A 20384-nucleotide genomic window follows, 5' to 3' on the forward strand; every position below is an offset into this window, starting at 1 on the left:
TCATTTATGCTAAAAACCATCTGTAGCAATACTGTTTTAGGCATAAAGCCTGCACACACTTCATCACAGACAAAGACCGGTGTGAAGTCCGGCAGACGTCCAAATCACGATTTTTCCGACAAACTGCCTCCGTTTGGTGTATAATATAAATCATCATAATAATGCGAGGTGAAGAACATGAAGAATTTCAACCGTCCGACCATGCTGATGATATTAGATGGGTACGGTCTCAATAAAGAATCTTACGGCAACGCCATAGCGGCTGCCAGAAAGCCCAATCTCGACAGGATATTCTCACAATACCCGTCCACGTCGCTCAAGGCCTGCGGTCTGGCTGTCGGCCTTCCCGAAGGGCAGATGGGGAATTCCGAGGTAGGACATCTCAACATAGGCGCCGGAAGGGTCGTCTACCAGGATCTCACCATGATAACGAAGGCCATCGAAGACGGCTCCTTTTTCAAAAATCCGGCCTTCCTCAAGGCCGTGGACCACGTGAAGAAAAACGACTCGACGCTCCACCTGCTGGGACTTCTCTCCGACGGGGGCGTCCACAGCCATATCGACCATCTGCTGGCCCTCACCGATCTGGCCAGGCAGAACGGCATAGAAAAGCTTCAGATCCACTGCTTCCTGGATGGAAGGGACGTTCCGCCCAGATGTGCCGGGAAATATATAGATATGCTGGCAGACCATCTTAAAGAGCTGGGGATCGGCTCCATCGCCACCGTATCCGGCAGATACTACGCCATGGACAGGGACAAGCGCTGGGACAGGGTGGAAAAGGCATACGACGCCATGACGTCCGGGGAAGGCATACACGTCCCGACAGCTGCAGAAGCGGTGACTGCTGCCTACGAACGTGATGAAAACGATGAATTCGTTCAGCCTACAGTGATCGACGGAGCTGTTCCCGTATCCGACGGCGACGCCATGATCATGTTCAATTTCAGGCCTGACAGAGCCCGCGAAATAACCAGAGCTTTCGTGGACAGCGGCTTCGACGGGTTCCAGCGCAAAAAGATCATTTCGGACCTGTGCTACATCTGCATGACCCAATACGACGCGGAAATGCCAAACGTTTCTCTGGCCTTCCCTCCTGAGACGATGCACAATACTCTAGGAGAATACATCGCAGACCTGGGTCTCCATCAGCTCAGGATAGCCGAGACGGAAAAATACGCCCATGTGACCTTCTTCTTCAACGGAGGTGTGGAAGCTCCCAACAGGAATGAGGATCGCATCCTGGTGCCGTCGCCTAAGGTGGCCACCTATGACCTGCAGCCTGAAATGAGCGCCTTCCAGGTCACCGACAAGGTTCTGGAAGCCATAGCCACCGACAAATACGACGTGATAATCCTTAACTTCGCCAATGCCGATATGGTAGGCCACACAGGGGTGATGGATGCTGCCGTGAAGGCCATCGAAGCTCTGGACAAATGTGTGCCAGAGATAGTGGACGCTATACTGGAAAAAGACGGCCAGATATTGCTGACAGCGGACCACGGCAATGCAGACGTGATGCTGGATGAAGACGGCAATGTGGTGACGGCTCACTCCCTCAACGATGTTCCACTGGTCCACATCGCCAACGAACCTGTGACGCTGAAGGACGGCGGCAGGCTGTGCGATATCGCGCCTACCCTGCTGAAGCTGATGAACCTTGACATACCTGAGGAAATGACAGGTGAATCGCTGGCCTGATCTGCCGCAGGTGATGCTCATTCCGCCGCCTAACGCGGCGATCTTATAAAAAATACAGACATTTTGCCGTTTTGCAAAAATGTCTGTATTTTTTTCAACGTTTGCAGGCCCTCATCCTTCCGGCGAGTCCATAAAAGCTCGAAAAAACATCCCCCAGCCCTTTACAAAAAAAGTCCACATCCCTCAAGCCCATTAAATTTTACAGACATTTTCCCCGAAAACTAAAATGTCTGCAAAGGCCCGCTTTTTCTGTACATAAAAACCCCGGAACACGTCCGGGGTCTCATCCGAATATTACGCGAACAGTATCTCCTTATGCTCCAGTATGTATTTTACCATGGTATCGCTCTTGGAGATATCATTGACATCAGCTACCTCGGACTCTACCTTGAGGGAATCTTCCAGAGCTTCTATCAGCGTCTTGGTATCTGCCTCGCTTGGCTGGCCTTTTTCTTCTATCTCGATATACTTCTCACAGGCTTTCTGCAGTACCTGATTAGGAGCGCCTGTAGGGAATCCGCAGAGGAAAAAACCGTCTAATCTGAACTTTTCATTTTCGATGATATCTTTTATCTTACCTATGATCTCTTCTCTGGTCACTTTCGTGCTCATAAAAACCTCCGAATTTATGTAAAACTTATTTATCCACCATTAAAAATGGTATCATTTGAAGTTGACGGTGTCAAGCCGAAAATCCGGAAACGGCGACAATGCAGTGGGGATGTCGGCGCCGGGCGCAAATTCCGGGTTCCGGGTGTCGGCTGGAGCCTCCGGCGCTGTCTTCCCATCAGCGCCTCAAAATTTCAGCAGATTCAGACCTATCTCGTCGCTGAATTTCCTGTCTACGCTGCCGTCTATGACGTTGATCACCATCTCGCATGTAGCGCTCACCACTGCCCTGTTGAGATGGCCTCCGAAAACATGGCCTTTCTCATCTCCCGCGCTCATGTGCAGGTGGGCGTAGAATTCGCCGTCCATAGTGTTTATGGTCCCAGCCAGGGAGACGATCTCGAAATTCCCTTTAAAATCGTTGCTGTGATACTTCTTTTCGTCTACGTCGAAGACACCTGCCGTAAAGTCGCCTACGGCGCCAAGAGCGCTGACCTCGGCCAGTTTTATATCTTCGGCTTTCGCCAGCTTTTCCACCTGCTGCAGTATCTCCTCGCCTTTGTCGAGCCTGCATATTATGCTGTCGCCAAACCTTCTGTATTCCATAAAGTCCACCTTTCCCGTTTGCCGTTTACTATAAGTTTCCGCATGCTCCTGTAAATATATCTTCCAACGTCATTTCTGTCAAGCTCTGCCTCTCCTCATCCGTTCCTCTATGGCTGCCTGGGCTGCTTCATCATCTCCCATCCAGGGCTGGCGACCATCCTCGCGGTCCATATATATCTCCCTGCCTTTCCCCAGGATGAGCACACAGTCCCCTCTCCCGGCGGTGTTGATGGCTTCTTCGATGGCTTTCCGGCGATCGGCTATGAAAATCGACTGCTCCCAGCCGGCTCCCTCCATTATAGCCTCTGCGATATCTTCAACTTTCTCATCACGCGGATCCTCTTCTGTGACGAAAACCTTCCGACAATATTTCCCGGCTATCCGGCCCAGCATTTCGCGTTTGTTTTTATCGCGTTTCCCCGCGCATCCGAAAACGCAGTACAGATCTCCCGCGGTAACACTCTGGGCATACCGCATGACTTGCTCGAATCCATCAGGTGTGTGGGCGTAATCGACGATGATATGGAAATCCTGTCCATACTCCATATGTTCCAGCCTTCCGTCTATTCGAGGCAAATCGCTCAGCAGCGGCAGCATCTCTTCTATCTCCATCCCCGCCACATTCATGGCGGCTACAGCCCCCAGAAGATTGTAAACATTATACAAGGCCGACAGGTTCGTCTTCACCTCATATCGCTTTTCTCCGCAAACCAGTGTGAAACTGCTGCCTTCGGCCCCGGATCTGATGTTTTCGGCTCTGTAATCAGCCGCGGCATCTATACCATATGTACGTATATCGCACCTGCAGCAATCCCTCAATTCCCGGAACCTGACATCATCCACATTGAGCACAGCCGTACCCTCCGGCTTCATATCCATGAAAAGGCGCTTTTTCGCTTCAAAATAATTTTCCATTGTCCCGTGAAAATCCAGATGGTCGTATGTAAGGTTGGTGAATACGGCCACGTCGAAATCTACCGAATCTGTCCTCCTCATGGCCAATCCGTGAGAACTCACCTCCATCGCCACAGCTTGGACACCATGATCCCTCATTTCCCGCAGCGTGCTGTGGAGCTCCACAGCGTCCGGTGTCGTCAGACTGGACTCCTTGCTGATGCCACCGTAACGGACGGCGACAGTCCCCATATACCCGCAGGACACTTTTTTACCGTATACCGCTTCTATGATACTGGCGACAGTAGTTTTGCCATTGGTTCCGGTCACACCGAAGACTGTCATTTCCCTGCCTGGTCTTCCGCAGAACAGATCGCATATTCTGTTGAGCTGACCTGTCACATCCTCTGTCTTTATATAAACCGTGTTTTCGACCTTCTCCACCTCATCGGAACAAACGACGGCGCAAGCGCCGGCACGGCACGCTTTTCCGGCAAACCTGTGCCCGTCGCTCTCCGTTCCTTTAAGGCAAAAGAACAGGTCTCCCGGTTCCGCCTTTCTCGAATCTATACAAATTCCTTCGATCTCCCTATCATCTGATGCTGGCAGAGCTGGAAACATCTCCAATAACCGCATGATCATCTTCCTTTCTGCGAATACCGCTGTCAACATTAGCTTCAAGATATGACAGGAAGGATGTCATTTCACCGACTTCTCCCTCTCGCCATACATTTCACCTATGATAATACATACGATGTCCGCCGTCTTCAACCCCCGGGAGAGAAAGTTAAATAAAGGTTAAATAAATTTAATGAGGCTTTAAAAGTTCTTCGGCTCCAGGCCCTTTCTCGAGAAAATATACACGATGATTATCAGTGGTACCGTTACCGCCAGCATCGGGTAAAACATGGAAATATCAAGATGTCCGTACAGGAATCCTCCTATGACAGGGCCGAGAGTCATCCCCAGATCCAATCCGATGTAATACGTGCTGTTGGCCAGCCCACGCTTTCCTCTCCGCGCCAGCAAAATAGCTGTGGACTGACACACGGAACACATGATGCCATATCCTCCGGCCATGAAAGTCGCTGCCAGGAACATCAGCACATTGTTCTCCATGACAGCAAGCAGGCCTATCCCGCAGAAAGCACACACAGAACTGCCAATCAGAAAGACCTTGAACGGCAGACGGTCAAAGGATCCTTTCATCACCATCCTGAGCACCAGCAGGATGATGGCGTATATAGGGAAAAAGAGTCCTACCGACACGGCTATATCTCTCGTCTCTGTGTAGCTTACGATGAAAGACTGAGTCGCGCAGTAAGGTATGGCGAAAAGCATGATGATAGCCGTGATAGGAAGCACACGCCTGTCGACGAGTTCCAGCTTCTTTCTGCCGACAGGCTCCAGGACCTCCGCCCGACTGGCCTCCGGCTGAACAGACGTCATCGGTTCGCCCTTATCGGATATGAATTGTATCGTCAGGCCTGTCGCGATGGCAAAAGCCAGGGCTACACAGAATGCCGCGTGATATCCGAAAGCCTGATAGACCCATACACCTATGGCGGGAGCCACCGCCATGGCCAACGCGTTCATCATCCCGTAGAGACCCATTCCCGAACCTATCTTGTTTCTTGGCAGCATATTGGAAAGCCATGTGGACATACACACAGAGCAGCAGGAAAAGCCCACTCCGTTGACGATCCTGGATATCACTATGAGAACAGGATCCTCCGCCACGATATACCCGATACAGGCCACAGTCGTCAATATAGCCCCTATAAGAGCTATCCTGTACTTCGAAAATCTGTCCGTCAGGTTTCCTACCACCGGACGGCACACTATCGAACACATATTCATCAGTCCGCCGATGATCCCGGTAAGGACTGCGGCAGCGCCTACGCTCTCTGAAAATCCGACTATCAGTGGTGTTATCAGCATAGGACATGCCATATAACAAAAGCTTGCCGCTAATATCAATACTATATTTCTGTTGTACATCTTCTCCGTCATAAACTCCCCGTTCTTTCCGGCATGTTCCCACGCGTTATTGCGCGGCTTTCTCCCGCATCTCAGTGAGATATCAAAGCCCTTCTTTGATCCTGCCACATTTAAATTATATGCCCGGCATTTCTCATTGTCAAAGACGCCGGCCTGAAAATCTCCTTGCTTTTAATACTATTTCCGTATAAAATTATGAGCGGAATCAATCAAAACAAGGAGAGGTGTATATTTATGGATTTTATCGCCGGTATAATAAGCAGCATAAGCGGATATATGTACAGCTATATCCTCATCATACTGCTGATCGCAGCTGGTATCTATTTTTCATTCAGAACAAAATTCGTACAGATAAGATTGTTGAGAGAATCGATAAGGGTCATCGCTGAGCCGAAGAAGGACAAGGACTCCATTTCCTCCTTCCAGGCTCTCATGGTGTCTACAGCGTCCAGAGTAGGGACCGGAAACATCGTAGGTGTCACCGGAGCCATAATCCTGGGAGGCCCGGGCGCCGTGTTCTGGATGTGGCTGATCGCCGTACTGGGCGGAGCGTCAGCTTTCGTGGAATCAACGCTGGCCCAGATATACAAGAAAAGAGGTTCAGACGGTTCTTACGGTGGTCCCGCCTACTATATAAAACAGGCGCTCAAGGCTCCTGCTCTGGGAGGTGTTTTCGCCGTATTCCTTATCCTGACGTATATGGGCGGCTTCAACGCACTGGCATCTTTCAATCTGACTGACTTCGTCAAAGCTTACGTGCCATCGGACAACGCGACCCTTTACATAGGCATCGTAGTAGCTCTGCTTTCAGCTATAGTCATCTTCGGTGGCGGGAAACGTATATCCAAAGCTACTCAGGTCATCGTTCCCATCATGGCCATCGCCTACATCGGCGTAGCTCTGCTGATGATATTCCTCAATATCGAAAGGTTCCCGTCGGTCATCGCCGGCATCTTCACAGGAGCCTTCAACTTTTCTTCGGTAGCAGGAGGCCTGTTCGGAGCAGCTGTCATGAACGGCATCAAGCGCGGACTTTACTCCAATGAGGCCGGTATCGGTTCAGCTCCTAACGCCGCCGCTTCCGCCGACGTCTCCCACCCGGTCAAGCAGGGACTGGTCCAGATGCTTTCCGTGTTTATCGACACGCTGCTCATCTGCTCGTCGACAGCATTCATGGTGCTGTGTGCAGGTCTGGATCCTGCGAAGTACACCGACGCTGCGGGAAACGCCATGAGCGGTCTCTACATCCAGGACTCCCTGGGCGTCAATTTCGGCGCTTTCGGAGGTGTCTTCATCACCGCGGCCCTGGCGCTGTTCGCCTATACCACCGTGGTAGGCAACTACTTCTATGCGGAGATGAACATAAGCTATATCTACAAGAACGCCCTCAACAACAAGCCCTTCATGTTCTGCTACAGACTTCTCGCCGTTATCATCGTCTTCATCGGCGCCCAGTTCAGCGCCGGACTGGCCTGGGACACGGCAGACGTGCTGATGGGCTGCATGGCTCTCATCAACGTGCCTGTCTGCATCATTCTCGGCAACACGGCATTCAGAGCCCTCAAGGACTACACAAGCAAGAAAAAAGCCGGCCAGCCTCTGGATTTCAAGGCAGCCGACATCGGCGTCAACGGAACGGATTATTGGAAATAAAACAGATCAGCTAAAGCATTATCATCGAAACAGGGCCGCGCATTTTTGATGCGCGGCCCTGTTCTTTCACAGATCACTGTCCGTCACAGGCTGTGATAATAAAGCACTATATCCTCATAATGTCCATCCTTCATCAGGAAGCCTCCCGGTATCCTTCCCAGCGGGACGAATCCCAGGCTCTCGTACAGCTTCCTGGCTCCCGCGTTAGTGGATACGACGGCGTTGAACTGCATTATCCTGAAACCGTGGGCCTTCGCCTGCTCCAGGCTGTCCTCTACCAGCAGCCGTCCGATACCTTTGCCCCGCAGTTCCGAGGAAACCGCGTAGCTGGTATTGCATATGTGACCGCACCTTCCTACATTGTTGGGATGGAGTATATACAGCCCGGCGATCTTCCCTGTTTCTTCATCCCTGGCGACGCCGCACCAGGTCTGTACGCCAAAAAAGTCCGCTGCCGTTTCCGGCGTCAACAGCTCCATCTGCGGAAAAGCTATCCCTTCTTCGACCACCTGGTTCCATATCTCCACCATTCCGGCAATGTCGCTTTTCTCAAACCCGCTGACTTCTGTCTTCATCTTACCGCTCTCCTTCCGGCTTCGTGTGCATGCTTTAATATTTTACTCCATTATGCACCGTATATCAACAGATCCACCACCGTTCCCGTCACAAAGGCGAAGACTGTCACGAAGGCTGTTGCGCTCCCTCGGACGCCTGTAGTCTCGTCTGAAAGAGAAGCCTTGTCCGCAGGTCCTGCTAAAGGGAACGCCCCAGCTCATACGCTTTCTGCGGAAAATCCGTACGGCTGGTCATCGGCACGGTGCCGCATCCCGTCGCCAATATCTTTCCCTGATCCCTGAAATTCATATAACGGCAAAGCGTGTCGTAATACGACTCCACCTCTGTCATCGTCCATTCGTTGCTGTCCCACGCCGCAACTATCAGCGCCGTCTTCATCCTCCTGGAGTCCAGCTTTACGGTAAAGCTGTAAAACCTGTCTATGACTGTTTTCAGCTGAGCGGAGACGCCGAAATAGTAGAGAGGCGTTACCAGTACCATCATATCGGCGCGCAGTATCTCATCCCTGAGCCTCCCTCCGTCATCCTTCTGACTGCACGGCCCGTTCATCCCACAGAAATCGCACCCCAGGCACGGGTGGAGATCTGCTCTGGCAACGTCGAACACCGTCACCTGATGGCCTTTCTCCTCCGCTCCCCTTATGAAATTGTCCGCCAGAAGATTAGACGAACCGTTTTTATGTGGACTGCTTTCGATAACTAAAATATTCATACTTTCATCATTCATACCTTCATCCCTCCTGCTGTACCAGACCAATGCTCTCCAGCCATTCTGCTATATCACCTTCCGCGTCGGACGGATTTGTCCGAAGTCCCTCCGTTACTGTCGCCGACGGCTCCAGTTCCTCGATATTGCTCACCGCTCCGGATATACCGCTGCCCCCGCTGGTGCAGAAAGGCGCTATGGTCTTTCCCGAAAAGTCATACGTGTCGAAAAAAGTATACATTATCCTCGGCATATCGTTCCACCAGATGGGAAACCCCACGTATATAACATCGTAATCATCTATGTTTTCTATTTCCCCCGAGATGGTCGGCCTGGCGTTTTCATCGTTCTGTTCTGCAGTCGTTCTGCTGGAACTGTTGTTGTAATCCAGGTCTTCATCCGTATACGGATCCTCCGGCACTATCTCATACAACTCCGCCCCCTGCGTTTCAGCAATAGCCTCGGCTACAGATTCCGTATTGCCGGTGGCGGAGAAATATACCACCAGAGCATCCTCTGCGACAGCGCTGCCAGTTCCGTCCTGAGAATTCTCCTGCTGCGTACTGCCTTCCTCCGAAGAGCTGCCTCCTCCGCATGCAGCCAACGTAAACATCATTATACATGCTATGAAAATATACAATACCCTTCTCATCTTCGGCAATCCTTTCATTTCCATACCTCCTTTAAATATTCAACAGCTTCCTTATTTCCGCAAACGTTATCTCAAAAATGGTCATATACACATAATCGACTTCCGCTAGTTCCATCGCCGTCCGCTGTTTATCAGACACGATCGTATACGGATATATCCCGTACATGAAGGGAAAAAATGAAAAGAGGAACTCCTTCCTGGCCTCCTTTGTCATCTCCGGAACATACTGTTTCAGACACAGTTCCACCTCGTCCAGCGACCTGCCATATGCCCTTTTGAATTCCGTCAGCCTTTCGATGCGGCTGTTTTCTTCCATATCGTAGTGATTCATTGACATCAGCTTCAACAACGTCTTCCTGCTTTCGAGCGAATGAGCCAGCGCTTCTGCAAATTCCAGCGGCTCCATGGTCTTTCGATCCCTGCGCAGCCTTTGCAGCTGTTCTATCCACAGCTCATATTCCCTCTGGAGCAGCGCCAGGAAGATCTCCTCCTTCGTACTGAAATAGTTGTAGATGGATGTTCTCGTGAAGGACGTGATGCTGCCGATCTCCTTGATGGTGATGTCCTTGAAATTCATCGTCTCATAGAGCTTCTCGCAGGCGGAAATTATCTCTTCCCTCCTTGCCTTCGTCAGTTTTTCCGAACCCTTTGGCATGAAAGCACCTCCTTATCTGCTCTTAAATGACAGGCACTTGCCCGACAACTTCCCATTCTCATTGATAAACCCATTGATGAAATGGGAAGAAGCGAGGCTCACCAGTATGCGATCGTGACCGATGATGCCGACATGAGCCACCAGCGTCCAGGTCGGCCTGTCTTCCTTCATCGCCCCTATTACCGTGACAGGAGTAGGGTACAGCGCCAATTTTGCTCCTATATTCCTTTTCATAATTAAATACCTCTTTTCTGTTTTGACACCGTGTCATTTTCTGATGGCGCAATTATATTCCTGTTTTGACATCATGTCAACATATCCTTCCATACTTGTTTTCTATCGGGATCCATAACCGGAATACATGGCAGCAAAGGCTATACAAGCAGGACTTCGAAGCGACTGCAAACAGACGGCTGCAGTCGTTCTGTACTTCATCAGACGATAAATCAGACAAAAAAAGAGCTGCCATAATGGCAGCAAAACACATTTTGACAGATAGGTCCACATGCAGGAAAACATACGACGGGAGAGATACTGTGGAAATGCGGCAAGGCTGCGTGTCAAGCGCGCCGGATAATGAACCGGATCAAAAAATCCGGTTCCGCGAAAGCAGACTGACCGCCTCACAATGCTTCGTGCCCGGGAAATTATCAAAAGGCTTTACCGACTCCACCCTGTATCCATAATGCTGCATATAATACAGATTGTTGACCAAGGACTTTGGATTGCATGAAATGTAAACGATCTGATCCACCCCGTAGCTTATGATCTTATCCAGCGCTTCAGGAGACATCCCGACCCTGGGCGGATCAACGACTATGACGTCAGGCTTCTCTCCGACAGTTTTCAAGGCCTGAAAAACATCTCCCGCTATGAATCGACAATTGTCAAGCCCATTGAGAGCGGCGTTGGCTCTGGCAGCTTCCACTGCTTCCTCCACCAGTTCTATACCCACTGCCTTTTTCGCCTTTCTGGCCAGCGTCTGAGTGATCGTCCCCGTACCGCAGTAGAGATCGAAGACCGTCTTGTCAGCGAAATCATCCAACAAGCTCAATCCATAGGAATACAGTTTTTCCACGGCTTCCACGTTAGTCTGGAAGAAGGAAAAAGCACTGACCTTGAACTTGAGCCCTAAAATCTCTTCCATGTAATAGTCTCTGCCGTAGAGTATCCTCAATTCATCACAATAAACCGCGTCCGCCAGTCTGTCATTGATGGTACGCAGCACACCCACCACGCGGTTTTCCAGCGGAAGCCCCAGTACCATGCTGACAAAAGCATCCTGATCGAAGCCTTCCTCCGAGCTGGTCACCACATTGACCAGAAGTTCTCCTGTCCTTACGCCCCGCCTGATTATCAAATGCCGCATGAGTCCCTTATGGGTCCTCTTATGATAGTGAGAATAACCGCGTTCTGTGGCAAAATCCAGCACGGCCCGCAGGATAACGTTGAAGTCTTCGTGGACCAGCTGACACTGGTCTACCGTAACGATAGACATGAAATGCTTTTTCCTGTGCATCCCCAGCGTCATTGGGCCGTCCTTCTCCATATCGCCAAAGGTGTATTCCATCTTGTTTCTGTATCTGTATCTGTCAGGAGCCGGCTCGATATCCAGAAGCGCGCCGCAGTCGATATCCTTTCTTTCCAGCAGCCCCCTTACCTCGCCGGCTTTGTTGGCAAGCTGTTCTTCATATGGCACGCCCTGATAAGCGCATCCGCCGCACAGGCCGCTGTCTCTGCAAATTTCCATATCGCGAATCTCCACATTCATAATTTACCTGATTTACCTAAAATCTTCCATAGTTATCATAAAACTCTTTTTTATACTCCAAAAATCTGTCTTCTTCGATAGCCTGTCTGATGTGCTTCATCGTATCGATGAGAAAATGAAGGTTATGGTTAGTCATCAGCATGGAGGATAATATCTCGTCGGCCTTGAAAAGGTGTCTCAGATATGCTCTGGAGTAGTTTCTGCAGGTATAACAGTCACAATTGGGATCCAGCGGTGTAAAATCCTTCTCGTACCTGGCGTTCTTGATATTGATCCGTCCCTGTGAAGTCATTGCCATGCCGTGGCGCGCTATCCTCGTAGGCAGCACGCAATCGAACATATCTATACCTCTCTCTACCCCTTCAAAGAGGCAGTCGGGGCTCCCTACTCCCATCAGGTATCGTGGCTTGTCAGCAGGCAAAAGCTCCACGCAGTCATCCATTATCTCATACATCAGTTCCTTAGGCTCCCCTACGCTGAGTCCGCCGATGGCATATCCCGGAAGATCCATCTCCACGATCTGCTGAGCGCTTTCCTTCCGCAAGTCCTTATACATGCCTCCCTGCATGATCCCAAAAAGAGATTGGCGCTCCGTATCCTTGTGGTACTCCTTGCAGCGCCTTAGCCATCTTGTGGTCCGTTCCAGCGAATCCTTCACATAGGATCTGTCGGCAGGGTACGGCGTGCATTCATCGAAAGCCATGATGATATCCGCTCCCAGAGCATTCTGTATCTCAATGGATCTTTCCGGCGAAAGCATATGCTTTGACCCGTCGATATGTGATCGGAATTCCACGCCCTCTTCTCTTATCTTTCTCATGGCTCCGAGGCTGAACACCTGGAAGCCTCCGCTGTCGGTGAGGATAGGCCTGTCCCAGTTCATGAATCTATGCAGCCCTCCTGCGGCCTTCACCACCTCGTGGCCCGGCCTCAGGTACAAATGATAGGTATTGGAAAGGATTATCTCCGCACCCATTTCCCGCACTTCTTCCGGCCGCATAGCCTTTACTGTCGCTGCCGTTCCCACCGGCATGAAAACAGGCGTCTCTATGGCCCCGTGAGGTGTGATGACTCTTCCCCGCCTGGCTCTGGTCCTGCTGTCCGTCTTCATCAATTGGTATGTAACTGCTGTCATAAGTTCTCCTTAATCATCTGTCGCGACACCGGGCGTCCCGGTCCGTCCGCCGCTGTAAACCGCCCGGACTTTCTGTTCTCTTGTCGCTTCGCGACTGCCATATCGTCAAACTATATCATGATACCATAAAGACTACAAATACTTCAAGATTTTCCCGTACTCTTTCACCAGCCTGTCCATGGAGCAGGCGCAATTAGCCGGACTTGTAGACGGCAGACCGATGGCGGGAACACCACAGAGAGGCAGACACAGCTTTTCATACAGTTTTGTCGCCTTGCCTCCGGTGGTGAATACGGCAGCTATATCGGCCGCCTCCAGTATCACCGACATGTCGTTAGGCTCCGGTTCCCTGATACTGCCGTCATCGGCTCCGACGATCTCACAGCTGGCCAGCACATCCCACAGAGCTATCCTGTGACGGATCAGGAACGATCTTCGCTCGTCCACCGTTTCCGGTGCCTCCTCCCCGAACAGAGCCGCCAGCACCGGCCAGAATCTGTTTCTGGGGTGCCCGTAATAGAATCCCTGCTCCCTGGATTTAGGCGAGGGGATGCTGCCCAGTATCAACACCTTTGAATCGCTATCATAAAATGGCCCGAATTCATGGGTCACCTTGGTACTTTCTCTCACGTCCTTCTCCTTCGTTCCTCGCAGTCACAGCCTGCATACGGCATCCCGCGCAACGCTATAATATCAGCATGGCGTCGCCATAACTGAAAAACCTGTATCGTTCTCGCACCGCTTCTTCATATATCTCCAATATCTTCTCCCGATCGTAGAGAGCTGATATGAGCATCAGCAGTGTCGACTTAGGCAAGTGGAAATTGGTTATCAGACTGTCTACTATTTTGAATTCATAGCCGGGATAGATGAATATTCCCGTACTTCCCTCGCCGCTCCTCACCTGCCAGCAACCGTCTCCAGCCACGGCGCCATCCGGCATTTGACCATTCACCGCGTCCACACTTCCCGCCTGTACGCCCTCAGCAAAGTACGCGGCACTCTCTACAGTCCTGGTAGATGTGGTCCCCACGGAAATGATTCTCCGGCCTTCTCTCTTGGCCTTGTTGATATCTCTTGCGCTTTCATCGCTTATGGAGTATTCCTCGAAATGCATGGTGTGCTCCTCCACGTTCTCGCACTTCACCGGTCTGAACGTTCCTATGCCCACATGCAATGTCACATATATCAATTCTACGCCTTTTTTCTCAGCCTCTTCCAATAATTCCTCAGTAAAATGGAGTCCCGCCGTCGGAGCCGCCACAGAGCCTTCGTCTTTACAGTACACCGTCTGATATCGCTCTTTGTCATCGATATCGCTGGCCCGCTCTATGTACGGCGGCAACGGCATACTTCCCAGCTCTTCCAGCCTTTCCATGAACACTCCGTCATATTGGAATTCTGCCAGCCTGGTCCCTCCGGGGCCAAAATCCTTTATCTCCGCCCTCAGCAGCGGCGACCGGCTGAACATGACACTGTCACCTGGCTTCAGCCGTTTTCCCGGCTTTACCATGGTCTCCCAGATATCTCCATTGACGCGCCTGGTCAGCAGGAATTCTACCTTGGCTCCCGTTTTTTCCTTCTCACCGTAGAGCCTGGCCGGAAGCACCTTGGAATCATTGAGCACCAGACAGTCTCCTTCTTTGAGGTAATCCAGTATATCGAAAAAATGGCGATGCTCCACTGCCCCCGTGTCCCTGTGGACCACCAGAAGCCTGGAGCAGTCTCGTTTGTCCGCCGGTTTCTGAGCTATCAGCTCTTCCGGAAGGTGATAATCGAAATCACTTATCTTCATATCGCTTTATATCCTCTCTGAATCCTGTTGTCTCACTGGCTTATGGTGACCGTCAGCTGTTCTCCGCCGTCATCATCCGGTACTTCCCGCTCTATGCCCAGATGTCTGTACGCCGCTTCCGATACCATCCTGCCCTTTTGCGTCCTGTAAAGAAAGCCTGTCTGTATCAGATACGGCTCATACACATCCTCTATGGTGACACGCTCTTCTCCAATGGAAGCCGCTATAGTATCGATTCCTACAGGTCCGCCATTGAATCGTTCTATTATGGTCTTCAGGATCTCCCGATCCAGCCCCTCCAGTCCCATCTCATCCACTCCCAGGGCTTCCAGCGCTCTCCTGGTTATCTCCATATCGATGGTACCGCTCCCTTTGACCTGTGAAAAATCCCGCACTCTCTTGAGCATCCTGTTCGCTACTCGCGGCGTCCCTCTGGACCTCTTGGCCATCTCATCCAGAGACGCCTCATCCGCCGTTACTCCAAGTATTTCCGCCGATCTTCTGATTATCTGCTTCAGCTCGTCCGGCTGATATATCTCGAATTTACAGCTGACGCCAAACCTGTCACGCAGCGGCGCGGACAGACTTCCCGCCCTGGTGGTGGCGCCTATCAGCGTGAATCTGGCTATATCCAGTCTTATGGATCTCGCCGACGGGCCCTTACCTATGATTATGTCCAGTGCGAAATCCTCCATAGCCGAGTAGAGTACCTCCTCCACCGATCGGTTGAGCCTGTGTATCTCATCGATGAACAACACATCGTTTTCATTGAGATTGGTCAGTATGGCCGCCAGGTCTCCCGCTCTCTCTATGGCGGGGCCTGACGTTATCCTTATGTCTACTTCCATCTCGTTGGCGATTATCCCGGCCAGAGTAGTCTTTCCCAGCCCCGGAGGACCGTAGAACAACACGTGATCCAGCGGCTCCTTCCTCAGCTTGGCCGCCTCGATAAATATCTTCAGGTTGTCTGTCACCTTCTTCTGCCCTATGTAATCATCCAGCGTCTGAGGCCGCAAGGTCAGCTCCGTCCCGCCTTCTCCTTCTCCCAGTTCCGCAGCCGTTATCCTCTCTTCGTAGTCCATTTCCTTCATCTCCTAAAACAAATTCCTGAGGGCCCGCTTTATATATTCCTCAGCCGTCAGATCGCTGTCCTCCACAGAAGACAACGCCGACATGGCCTCGCCTCTCGTATATCCCAGCGCCATAAGAGCGCTGACCGCTTCGCTCCTTCCATCGGAAACAACGTCGGCACCGACATCGCTGCCGGTTGCCTCCTGAAAGGCCTCCTGCGCCGCTGCCGCGCCGAATTTATCCTTCAGCTCCAGCACTATCCTCTCCGCCGTTTTCTTTCCTATGCCGTTAGCCTTGGTGATAGTCTTCACATCTTCAAAAGCGATAGCCTGCTGTATCTGCTCCAGGGTAAAAGACGACAGTATGGAAATGGCAGCCTTCGCTCCCACTCCGTTTACCGTTATCAATTTTCTGAAAGCATCCAGCTCTCCCTTTCTCATGAACCCGTACAGGCTCACATCATCCTCCTTGACCATCATGGCAGTGTAGACCATCACTTCCCGCCCTTCTTCGCTGAGATATGCCCGCGAATTGGCCGGGACAAAGATCTCATAGCCTACTCCGTTGACATCTACTATTATGTATCCGTCGCCCTTCTCGGCCAGCTCGCCCCGTATAAATCCTATCATCGTATCTTCAACTCCTTGAATCTCTTCCTAGTATCGGCCGAATGACCATGGCATATAGCCGCCGCCAGCGCGTCCGCCGTATCGTCCGGCTTCGGTATTTCCTTCAGGTTCAGTATAGTCTTCACCATTATCTGGACCTGCTTTTTATCAGCCCTGCCGTAACCGACAAGCGCCTGCTTTATCTGCAAAGGCGTATATTCCTCCACATCTATGCCGCCTTTGACGCATGCCAGCACAGCCACGCCTCTTGCCTGTCCCACCATGATGGCAGTCTTGGCGTTGTTATTGAAAAACAGCTGCTCTATGGACGCTACATCAGGTCTTTCCTCGTCTATTATCTCCCTCAGAGAGTCGTAGAGGTGCGCCAGCCTGTCAGTCATTTTCATAGAAGCATCCGTTGTCACCGCTCCATATCTGCACGGCTTGAATTTGTTGCCTGTTTTCTCTATGACACCGTATCCCAGTATAGCATAGCCGGGATCTATTCCCAAAATCTTCATATCTTCCTGGACCTGCCCCTGCTCATTTTAATCAAGTATATCATACAAACGTATGTTTGTCTATTGAAAAACTTTTCACGTCTATGGTATAATTATAAGCAATATTAAATAATCATTTCCTCTGCCGCGGCAGCTTCCCCAAAAGGAGTGGCCACCGCTCGGCAGAGATATTCGGAGAGGAAAAGACATGCGTATCTCAAGACAGAACAAAATACTCGAACTCATTGAAAAATACGAGATCGAGACACAGGATAAACTGGTATCGATGCTGAGGGATTTCGGCTACGAAGTCACCCAGGCCACCATTTCCAGAGACATAAAAGAGCTTCAGCTGGTGAAGATCTTATCATCTACCGGAAAGTATAAATATGCACAGCCCTCACACGACGAAGGGCCACTGTCAGACAGATTTTCCAACATTTTCAAGGAAACTGTGAAATCCACAGCCCATTCAGGGAACATCGTCCTCCTCAAGACCCTTTCCGGCTGCGCCAGTGCCGCGGCGGAAGCCCTGGATTCCATCGGCCTTCCCCATGTCATAGGTTCCGTAGCGGGAGACAATACCATAATGTTCGTGGTGGACGACCCGGAAAACTCCCCTGCAGTCGTCGAGATCCTGGAAAACATGCTCAAGAGATAACAGAGGTATAAGACAAATGATCAGACATCTCAGTATAAGGGATTTTGCCATCATAGAAAACGCCGAAATAGATTTTCAGGATGGTCTCAATATAATAACCGGCGAAACGGGCGCCGGTAAATCCATAGTCATAGAAGCGGTCAGCCTGGCCCTGGGAAGCCGGGCAGATACCGCTTTTGTCCGTTCAGGGAAGAAAAAAGCTCTGATACAGATGATCGCTGACCATGACGGCGAAGAATACATAATAACCAGAGAGATTTCCGCCTCAGGCAAAAATATCTGCAGGATAAACGACGAGATCGTGACCCTGACCCATCTGAACGCCCTGTGCAGGAAGCTGGCCGATATCCACGGCCAGTATGACCATCAATCCCTGCTCAATCCCGACAATCACATAAAGCTGGTGGATCTCTACCGCAAAGATCTGATATCTCCCGCAAAAGACAAAGTATCCGCAGCATATGACGAGTATTCCGCTCTTCGATCCCGCCTGAAGGCTCTGCTGGCCGATGCCGCAAGAGACAGACGGGAGCGGGATTTCATGCAGTTCGAATTCGACGAGCTGAACGCGGCAGCTCTGAAACCGGGCGAGGACACCGAACTGGAGGAGAGAGCCGCCATGCTCCAGAACAGCGAAAGGATATACGAAAATCTGGCGGGAGCATACTATGCCGCTTCCGAGGATGAAAGCTCTCTGCTCTCCGGCCTCAGACACATCACAGATCTGGTATCCGAGACTTCCGCTTTTTCCACGGAACTCGAGGCTCTTGGGAACCGTTTGAACGAGATATACTACGAATTCGAAGATATCGCCTCTTCCATAAGAGACTGCCGCGACGGTGCCATGTTCTCTCCTGAGGAACTGGATCTGGTCATCGGCAGACTGGAAACCATCAACAAATTGAAGGCCAAACACGGAAAATCCCTGGAACAGCTGATAGAATACAGGAATGAGCTTGACGACAAACTGTCCGCCATGGAAGATGTCGACAGCACCAGGGAAGAAATGGAAAAGGAGCTGGCCGTGCTCCGCGGACATCTCATCGCCGCCTGCAACGAGCTTTCGGCGATCAGAAAGGAAGCCGCGTCCCGGCTGGAGGAAAAAATAACGGCAGAGCTGAAGGAGCTGAACTTCAACGACGCGATCTTTTCCATATCCTTCAGGAAGGCCGATGCCTTCACCGCAGAGGGCTCTGACATCGTCGAATTCCTCATCAGCACCAACAAGGGCGAGCCGCAGAAACCCCTCAGCAGGATCGCCTCCGGCGGCGAAATGTCCAGGATAATGCTGGCCTTCAAGAAAATCACCGGGGACTATGACGAGATCCCTACTATGATATTCGACGAGATCGACAGCGGTATCAGCGGTATAACCGCCAGTATAGTGGGACACAAACTGGTAGAGATAGCCCGCACCCATCAGATCATCTGTATCACCCACCTGCCGCAGATCGCGGCCTGTGGCGCCCACAACTACAGGATATCCAAGGTCTCCGACGATAAGATGACCTACACGACGGTACTTCCACTCTCCCACGAGGAAAAGGTGGAGGAGATAGCCAGACTCCTGGGCGGATCCAACATTACGGAGACGACACTCAAGTCGGCGGAAGAGCTGATAAACGCCTCTAACTGACAGGCAGCGTCTCCAGCGGCCTGCTGCCCTTCCGGCTTTTCTATGCCGGTTAAAAAATTCCGGTTAAGTGTCAGACCGTCATACTCCCGTATCCTGCAATGCCCTCATCATATCTTCCACCGTATTCTCCACATGTCTGCCGGAACGCACTGTCAGATCGGCATATTTCCTGTACAGAGGTACCCTCGCCCTGTACAGGCTGTCTATGGTCTGCCCCTTCTCCATGGCCACTCCTCTTGTCTTTATATTACGGAGCCTCTTCTTGATGACCGGCAGCGATACCTCTATGTAGACCACGATACCGCTTTGCTTCAGATGCTCCATGGCCGCGTCATAGTATACAGCGCTTCCTCCTGTCGCTATCACAGTGTTTTCCACATCAACGGAGGTCAGGACACTCTCTTCCAGCTCTTTGAAAATGCATATCCCTTCCTGGTTTATTATATCCTGAAGTCCTTTTCCCGCCTTTTCCTGTATCAGCAGATCGGTATCCAGAAAATTCATCTTCAGAGACTTGGCCAGTATCACGCCCGTAACACTTTTACCGCAAGCCGGCATCCCTATGAGGATTATATTATCTCTCCCCCTTTTTCTTTCACCGCGGTCACTTTTTCCTCTCATTCCGATCCCCCTTCATCGCCATGTCTTTCCAACAAATCTTTCACTTCGTCCAGCTGTTCCTCCGAAAAGACCTTGAATCCGGCCTTCCGTAACAGCTCTGCCGTCAACCCCTGTCCTTCCGTCAGCTTTCCCGAAAAGCTACCGTCATATATCCTGCTGCTGCCGCAGGATGGGCTCTTCTCCTTCAGGAGGGCGCACACCACCTGATTTTCCTCAGCCAGCCTCACGGCTTCCCTTGCTCCCTTCATATACTCTTCCGTGACATCCTTTCCGTCCCGCGTTACCACCTGGTCTTCCCTTCGCTGGGCATCGACTCTGGGAACAGGAAGCCCTCCCCATACTTCCGGACACACAGGGATCAGTCGTCCCTCCTCCTTCCACTTTAAAAACATGGGATCAGTCTCCTCCTTGGACTTCCCGTCATACCTTACGGGAACACCTCCATACAGACATTGACTGACAAGTATCCTTTTCATAAACTTCTTCCTTTCGATGGTTATAACATGCCCGCACCGGATGCAGAGACGCAAAATC

22 protein-coding genes are annotated in these 20384 nt (G+C 51.2%); 4 read left to right on the forward strand and 18 right to left on the reverse strand.

Going from position 1 to position 20384, the window contains the following annotated elements; genetic code table 11:
* Positions 1-177: 177 nt before the first annotated feature.
* Positions 178-1701 (forward strand): 2,3-bisphosphoglycerate-independent phosphoglycerate mutase, encoded by a 1524-nt coding sequence (gene gpmI, locus ACQY69_RS03675; RefSeq protein WP_428258706.1) that lies wholly within the window; start codon positions 178-180, stop codon positions 1699-1701.
* Positions 1702-1995: 294 nt separating this feature from the next.
* Here the strand turns inward: gpmI and ACQY69_RS03680 are convergent, their stop codons facing one another.
* From ACQY69_RS03680 to ACQY69_RS03695, 4 genes are all read right to left on the reverse strand, one after another.
* A complete protein-coding gene (locus ACQY69_RS03680) occupies positions 1996-2313 on the reverse strand; it encodes a hypothetical protein (protein WP_428258708.1) in 318 nt (105 codons plus the stop codon).
* A gap of 183 nt (positions 2314-2496) precedes the next feature.
* A complete protein-coding gene (locus tag ACQY69_RS03685) occupies positions 2497-2916 on the reverse strand; it encodes a PPC domain-containing DNA-binding protein (RefSeq protein WP_428258709.1) in 420 nt (139 codons plus the stop codon).
* 78 nt (positions 2917-2994) lie between these two features.
* Positions 2995-4446, reverse strand: a complete 1452-nt coding sequence (locus ACQY69_RS03690; protein ID WP_428258711.1) for a UDP-N-acetylmuramoyl-L-alanyl-D-glutamate--2,6-diaminopimelate ligase — start codon at positions 4444-4446, stop codon at positions 2995-2997.
* A 183-nt stretch (positions 4447-4629) separates the two neighbouring features.
* On the reverse strand, positions 4630-5919 hold the full coding sequence (locus ACQY69_RS03695) for an MFS transporter (protein WP_428258713.1): 1290 nt from the start codon (positions 5917-5919) through the stop codon (positions 4630-4632).
* A gap of 126 nt (positions 5920-6045) precedes the next feature.
* Between ACQY69_RS03695 and ACQY69_RS03700 the strand changes: the two genes are divergently transcribed.
* Entirely contained in the window at positions 6046-7464 is a 1419-nt protein-coding gene (locus ACQY69_RS03700) for an alanine/glycine:cation symporter family protein (RefSeq protein ID WP_428258714.1), read from the forward strand.
* An 83-nt stretch (positions 7465-7547) separates the two neighbouring features.
* Here the strand turns inward: ACQY69_RS03700 and ACQY69_RS03705 are convergent, their stop codons facing one another.
* The 12 genes from ACQY69_RS03705 to ruvC all read right to left on the reverse strand — a co-directional run bounded on the left by ACQY69_RS03705 (position 7548) and on the right by ruvC (position 16953).
* On the reverse strand, positions 7548-8039 hold the full coding sequence (locus tag ACQY69_RS03705) for an N-acetyltransferase family protein (RefSeq protein ID WP_428258715.1): 492 nt from the start codon (positions 8037-8039) through the stop codon (positions 7548-7550).
* Between the two features lie 178 nt (positions 8040-8217).
* Entirely contained in the window at positions 8218-8766 is a 549-nt protein-coding gene (locus ACQY69_RS03710; RefSeq protein WP_428258717.1) for a flavodoxin family protein, read from the reverse strand.
* A 4-nt stretch (positions 8767-8770) separates the two neighbouring features.
* The gene (locus tag ACQY69_RS03715; protein WP_428258718.1) at positions 8771-9415 is read right to left on the reverse strand and encodes a flavodoxin; all 645 of its coding nucleotides are present in this window, start codon (positions 9413-9415) and stop codon (positions 8771-8773) included.
* Between the two features lie 13 nt (positions 9416-9428).
* A complete protein-coding gene (locus ACQY69_RS03720) occupies positions 9429-10052 on the reverse strand; it encodes a TetR/AcrR family transcriptional regulator (protein ID WP_428258719.1) in 624 nt (207 codons plus the stop codon).
* 12 nt (positions 10053-10064) lie between these two features.
* A complete protein-coding gene (locus ACQY69_RS03725; RefSeq protein ID WP_428258721.1) occupies positions 10065-10286 on the reverse strand; it encodes a hypothetical protein in 222 nt (73 codons plus the stop codon).
* A gap of 352 nt (positions 10287-10638) precedes the next feature.
* Positions 10639-11802, reverse strand: a complete 1164-nt coding sequence (gene rlmD, locus ACQY69_RS03730; protein WP_428258723.1) for a 23S rRNA (uracil(1939)-C(5))-methyltransferase RlmD — start codon at positions 11800-11802, stop codon at positions 10639-10641.
* A gap of 37 nt (positions 11803-11839) precedes the next feature.
* Positions 11840-12958, reverse strand: a complete 1119-nt coding sequence (gene tgt / locus ACQY69_RS03735; protein WP_428258724.1) for a tRNA guanosine(34) transglycosylase Tgt — start codon at positions 12956-12958, stop codon at positions 11840-11842.
* A gap of 132 nt (positions 12959-13090) precedes the next feature.
* Positions 13091-13588, reverse strand: a complete 498-nt coding sequence (locus ACQY69_RS03740; protein WP_428258725.1) for a DNA-deoxyinosine glycosylase — start codon at positions 13586-13588, stop codon at positions 13091-13093.
* Between the two features lie 55 nt (positions 13589-13643).
* The gene (gene queA / locus ACQY69_RS03745) at positions 13644-14753 is read right to left on the reverse strand and encodes a tRNA preQ1(34) S-adenosylmethionine ribosyltransferase-isomerase QueA (protein ID WP_428258727.1); all 1110 of its coding nucleotides are present in this window, start codon (positions 14751-14753) and stop codon (positions 13644-13646) included.
* 32 nt (positions 14754-14785) lie between these two features.
* Positions 14786-15835, reverse strand: coding sequence for a Holliday junction branch migration DNA helicase RuvB (gene ruvB / locus ACQY69_RS03750; protein WP_428258729.1), 1050 nt, complete (start codon positions 15833-15835; stop codon positions 14786-14788).
* A gap of 12 nt (positions 15836-15847) precedes the next feature.
* Positions 15848-16453 carry a Holliday junction branch migration protein RuvA gene (ruvA, locus tag ACQY69_RS03755; protein ID WP_428258731.1) on the reverse strand — a complete coding sequence of 202 codons (606 nt, stop codon included), beginning with the start codon at positions 16451-16453 and terminating at the stop codon, positions 15848-15850.
* Positions 16450-16953: a crossover junction endodeoxyribonuclease RuvC gene (gene ruvC, locus ACQY69_RS03760; RefSeq protein WP_428258732.1), complete on the reverse strand. Its 504-nt coding sequence runs from the start codon at positions 16951-16953 to the stop codon at positions 16450-16452. Before ruvC ends, ruvA begins: the two co-directional genes overlap by 4 nt.
* A gap of 187 nt (positions 16954-17140) precedes the next feature.
* On the opposite strand from ruvC, the gene ACQY69_RS03765 reads away from it, so the two are divergent.
* Together ACQY69_RS03765 and recN are read left to right on the forward strand one after the other, a co-directional pair.
* Positions 17141-17593: an arginine repressor gene (locus ACQY69_RS03765; RefSeq protein WP_428258734.1), complete on the forward strand. Its 453-nt coding sequence runs from the start codon at positions 17141-17143 to the stop codon at positions 17591-17593.
* A gap of 16 nt (positions 17594-17609) precedes the next feature.
* Positions 17610-19229, forward strand: a complete 1620-nt coding sequence (recN, locus tag ACQY69_RS03770) for a DNA repair protein RecN (RefSeq protein ID WP_428258736.1) — start codon at positions 17610-17612, stop codon at positions 19227-19229.
* Positions 19230-19307: 78 nt separating this feature from the next.
* Here recN and ACQY69_RS03775 read toward each other — a convergent pair whose 3' ends face one another.
* A complete protein-coding gene (locus ACQY69_RS03775; protein WP_428258738.1) occupies positions 19308-19850 on the reverse strand; it encodes a shikimate kinase in 543 nt (180 codons plus the stop codon).
* Positions 19847-20326 carry a DUF523 domain-containing protein gene (locus ACQY69_RS03780; RefSeq protein ID WP_428258740.1) on the reverse strand — a complete coding sequence of 160 codons (480 nt, stop codon included), beginning with the start codon at positions 20324-20326 and terminating at the stop codon, positions 19847-19849. The genes ACQY69_RS03775 and ACQY69_RS03780 overlap by 4 nt, the downstream gene beginning before the upstream one ends.
* Between the last annotated feature and the right edge of the window lie 58 nt (positions 20327-20384).

Source organism: Gallibacter sp. Marseille-QA0791 (genome assembly GCF_965119705.1).
Lineage (GTDB): Bacteria > Bacillota > Clostridia > Peptostreptococcales > Anaerovoracaceae > Lentihominibacter > Lentihominibacter excrementipullorum.

Excerpts from the sequence above, each read along its gene's own strand:
- gpmI (WP_428258706.1), top strand. The coding sequence starts at position 178 with ATGAAGAATTTCAACCGTCCGACCATGCTGATGATATTAGATGGGTAC.
- ACQY69_RS03680 (WP_428258708.1), bottom strand. The coding sequence starts at position 2,313 with ATGAGCACGAAAGTGACCAGAGAAGAGATCATAGGTAAGATAAAAGAT.
- ACQY69_RS03685 (WP_428258709.1), bottom strand. The coding sequence starts at position 2,916 with ATGGAATACAGAAGGTTTGGCGACAGCATAATATGCAGGCTCGACAAA.
- ACQY69_RS03690 (WP_428258711.1), bottom strand. The coding sequence starts at position 4,446 with ATGCGGTTATTGGAGATGTTTCCAGCTCTGCCAGCATCAGATGATAGG.
- ACQY69_RS03700 (WP_428258714.1), top strand. The coding sequence starts at position 6,046 with ATGGATTTTATCGCCGGTATAATAAGCAGCATAAGCGGATATATGTAC.
- ACQY69_RS03705 (WP_428258715.1), bottom strand. The coding sequence starts at position 8,039 with ATGAAGACAGAAGTCAGCGGGTTTGAGAAAAGCGACATTGCCGGAATG.
- ACQY69_RS03710 (WP_428258717.1), bottom strand. The coding sequence starts at position 8,766 with ATGAATGATGAAAGTATGAATATTTTAGTTATCGAAAGCAGTCCACAT.
- ACQY69_RS03715 (WP_428258718.1), bottom strand. The coding sequence starts at position 9,415 with ATGAAAGGATTGCCGAAGATGAGAAGGGTATTGTATATTTTCATAGCA.
- ACQY69_RS03720 (WP_428258719.1), bottom strand. The coding sequence starts at position 10,052 with ATGCCAAAGGGTTCGGAAAAACTGACGAAGGCAAGGAGGGAAGAGATA.
- ACQY69_RS03725 (WP_428258721.1), bottom strand. The coding sequence starts at position 10,286 with ATGAAAAGGAATATAGGAGCAAAATTGGCGCTGTACCCTACTCCTGTC.
- rlmD (WP_428258723.1), bottom strand. The coding sequence starts at position 11,802 with ATGGAAATTTGCAGAGACAGCGGCCTGTGCGGCGGATGCGCTTATCAG.
- tgt (WP_428258724.1), bottom strand. The coding sequence starts at position 12,958 with ATGACAGCAGTTACATACCAATTGATGAAGACGGACAGCAGGACCAGA.
- queA (WP_428258727.1), bottom strand. The coding sequence starts at position 14,753 with ATGAAGATAAGTGATTTCGATTATCACCTTCCGGAAGAGCTGATAGCT.
- ruvB (WP_428258729.1), bottom strand. The coding sequence starts at position 15,835 with ATGGACTACGAAGAGAGGATAACGGCTGCGGAACTGGGAGAAGGAGAA.
- ruvA (WP_428258731.1), bottom strand. The coding sequence starts at position 16,453 with ATGATAGGATTTATACGGGGCGAGCTGGCCGAGAAGGGCGACGGATAC.
- ruvC (WP_428258732.1), bottom strand. The coding sequence starts at position 16,953 with ATGAAGATTTTGGGAATAGATCCCGGCTATGCTATACTGGGATACGGT.
- ACQY69_RS03765 (WP_428258734.1), top strand. The coding sequence starts at position 17,141 with ATGCGTATCTCAAGACAGAACAAAATACTCGAACTCATTGAAAAATAC.
- recN (WP_428258736.1), top strand. The coding sequence starts at position 17,610 with ATGATCAGACATCTCAGTATAAGGGATTTTGCCATCATAGAAAACGCC.
- ACQY69_RS03775 (WP_428258738.1), bottom strand. The coding sequence starts at position 19,850 with ATGAGAGGAAAAAGTGACCGCGGTGAAAGAAAAAGGGGGAGAGATAAT.
- ACQY69_RS03780 (WP_428258740.1), bottom strand. The coding sequence starts at position 20,326 with ATGAAAAGGATACTTGTCAGTCAATGTCTGTATGGAGGTGTTCCCGTA.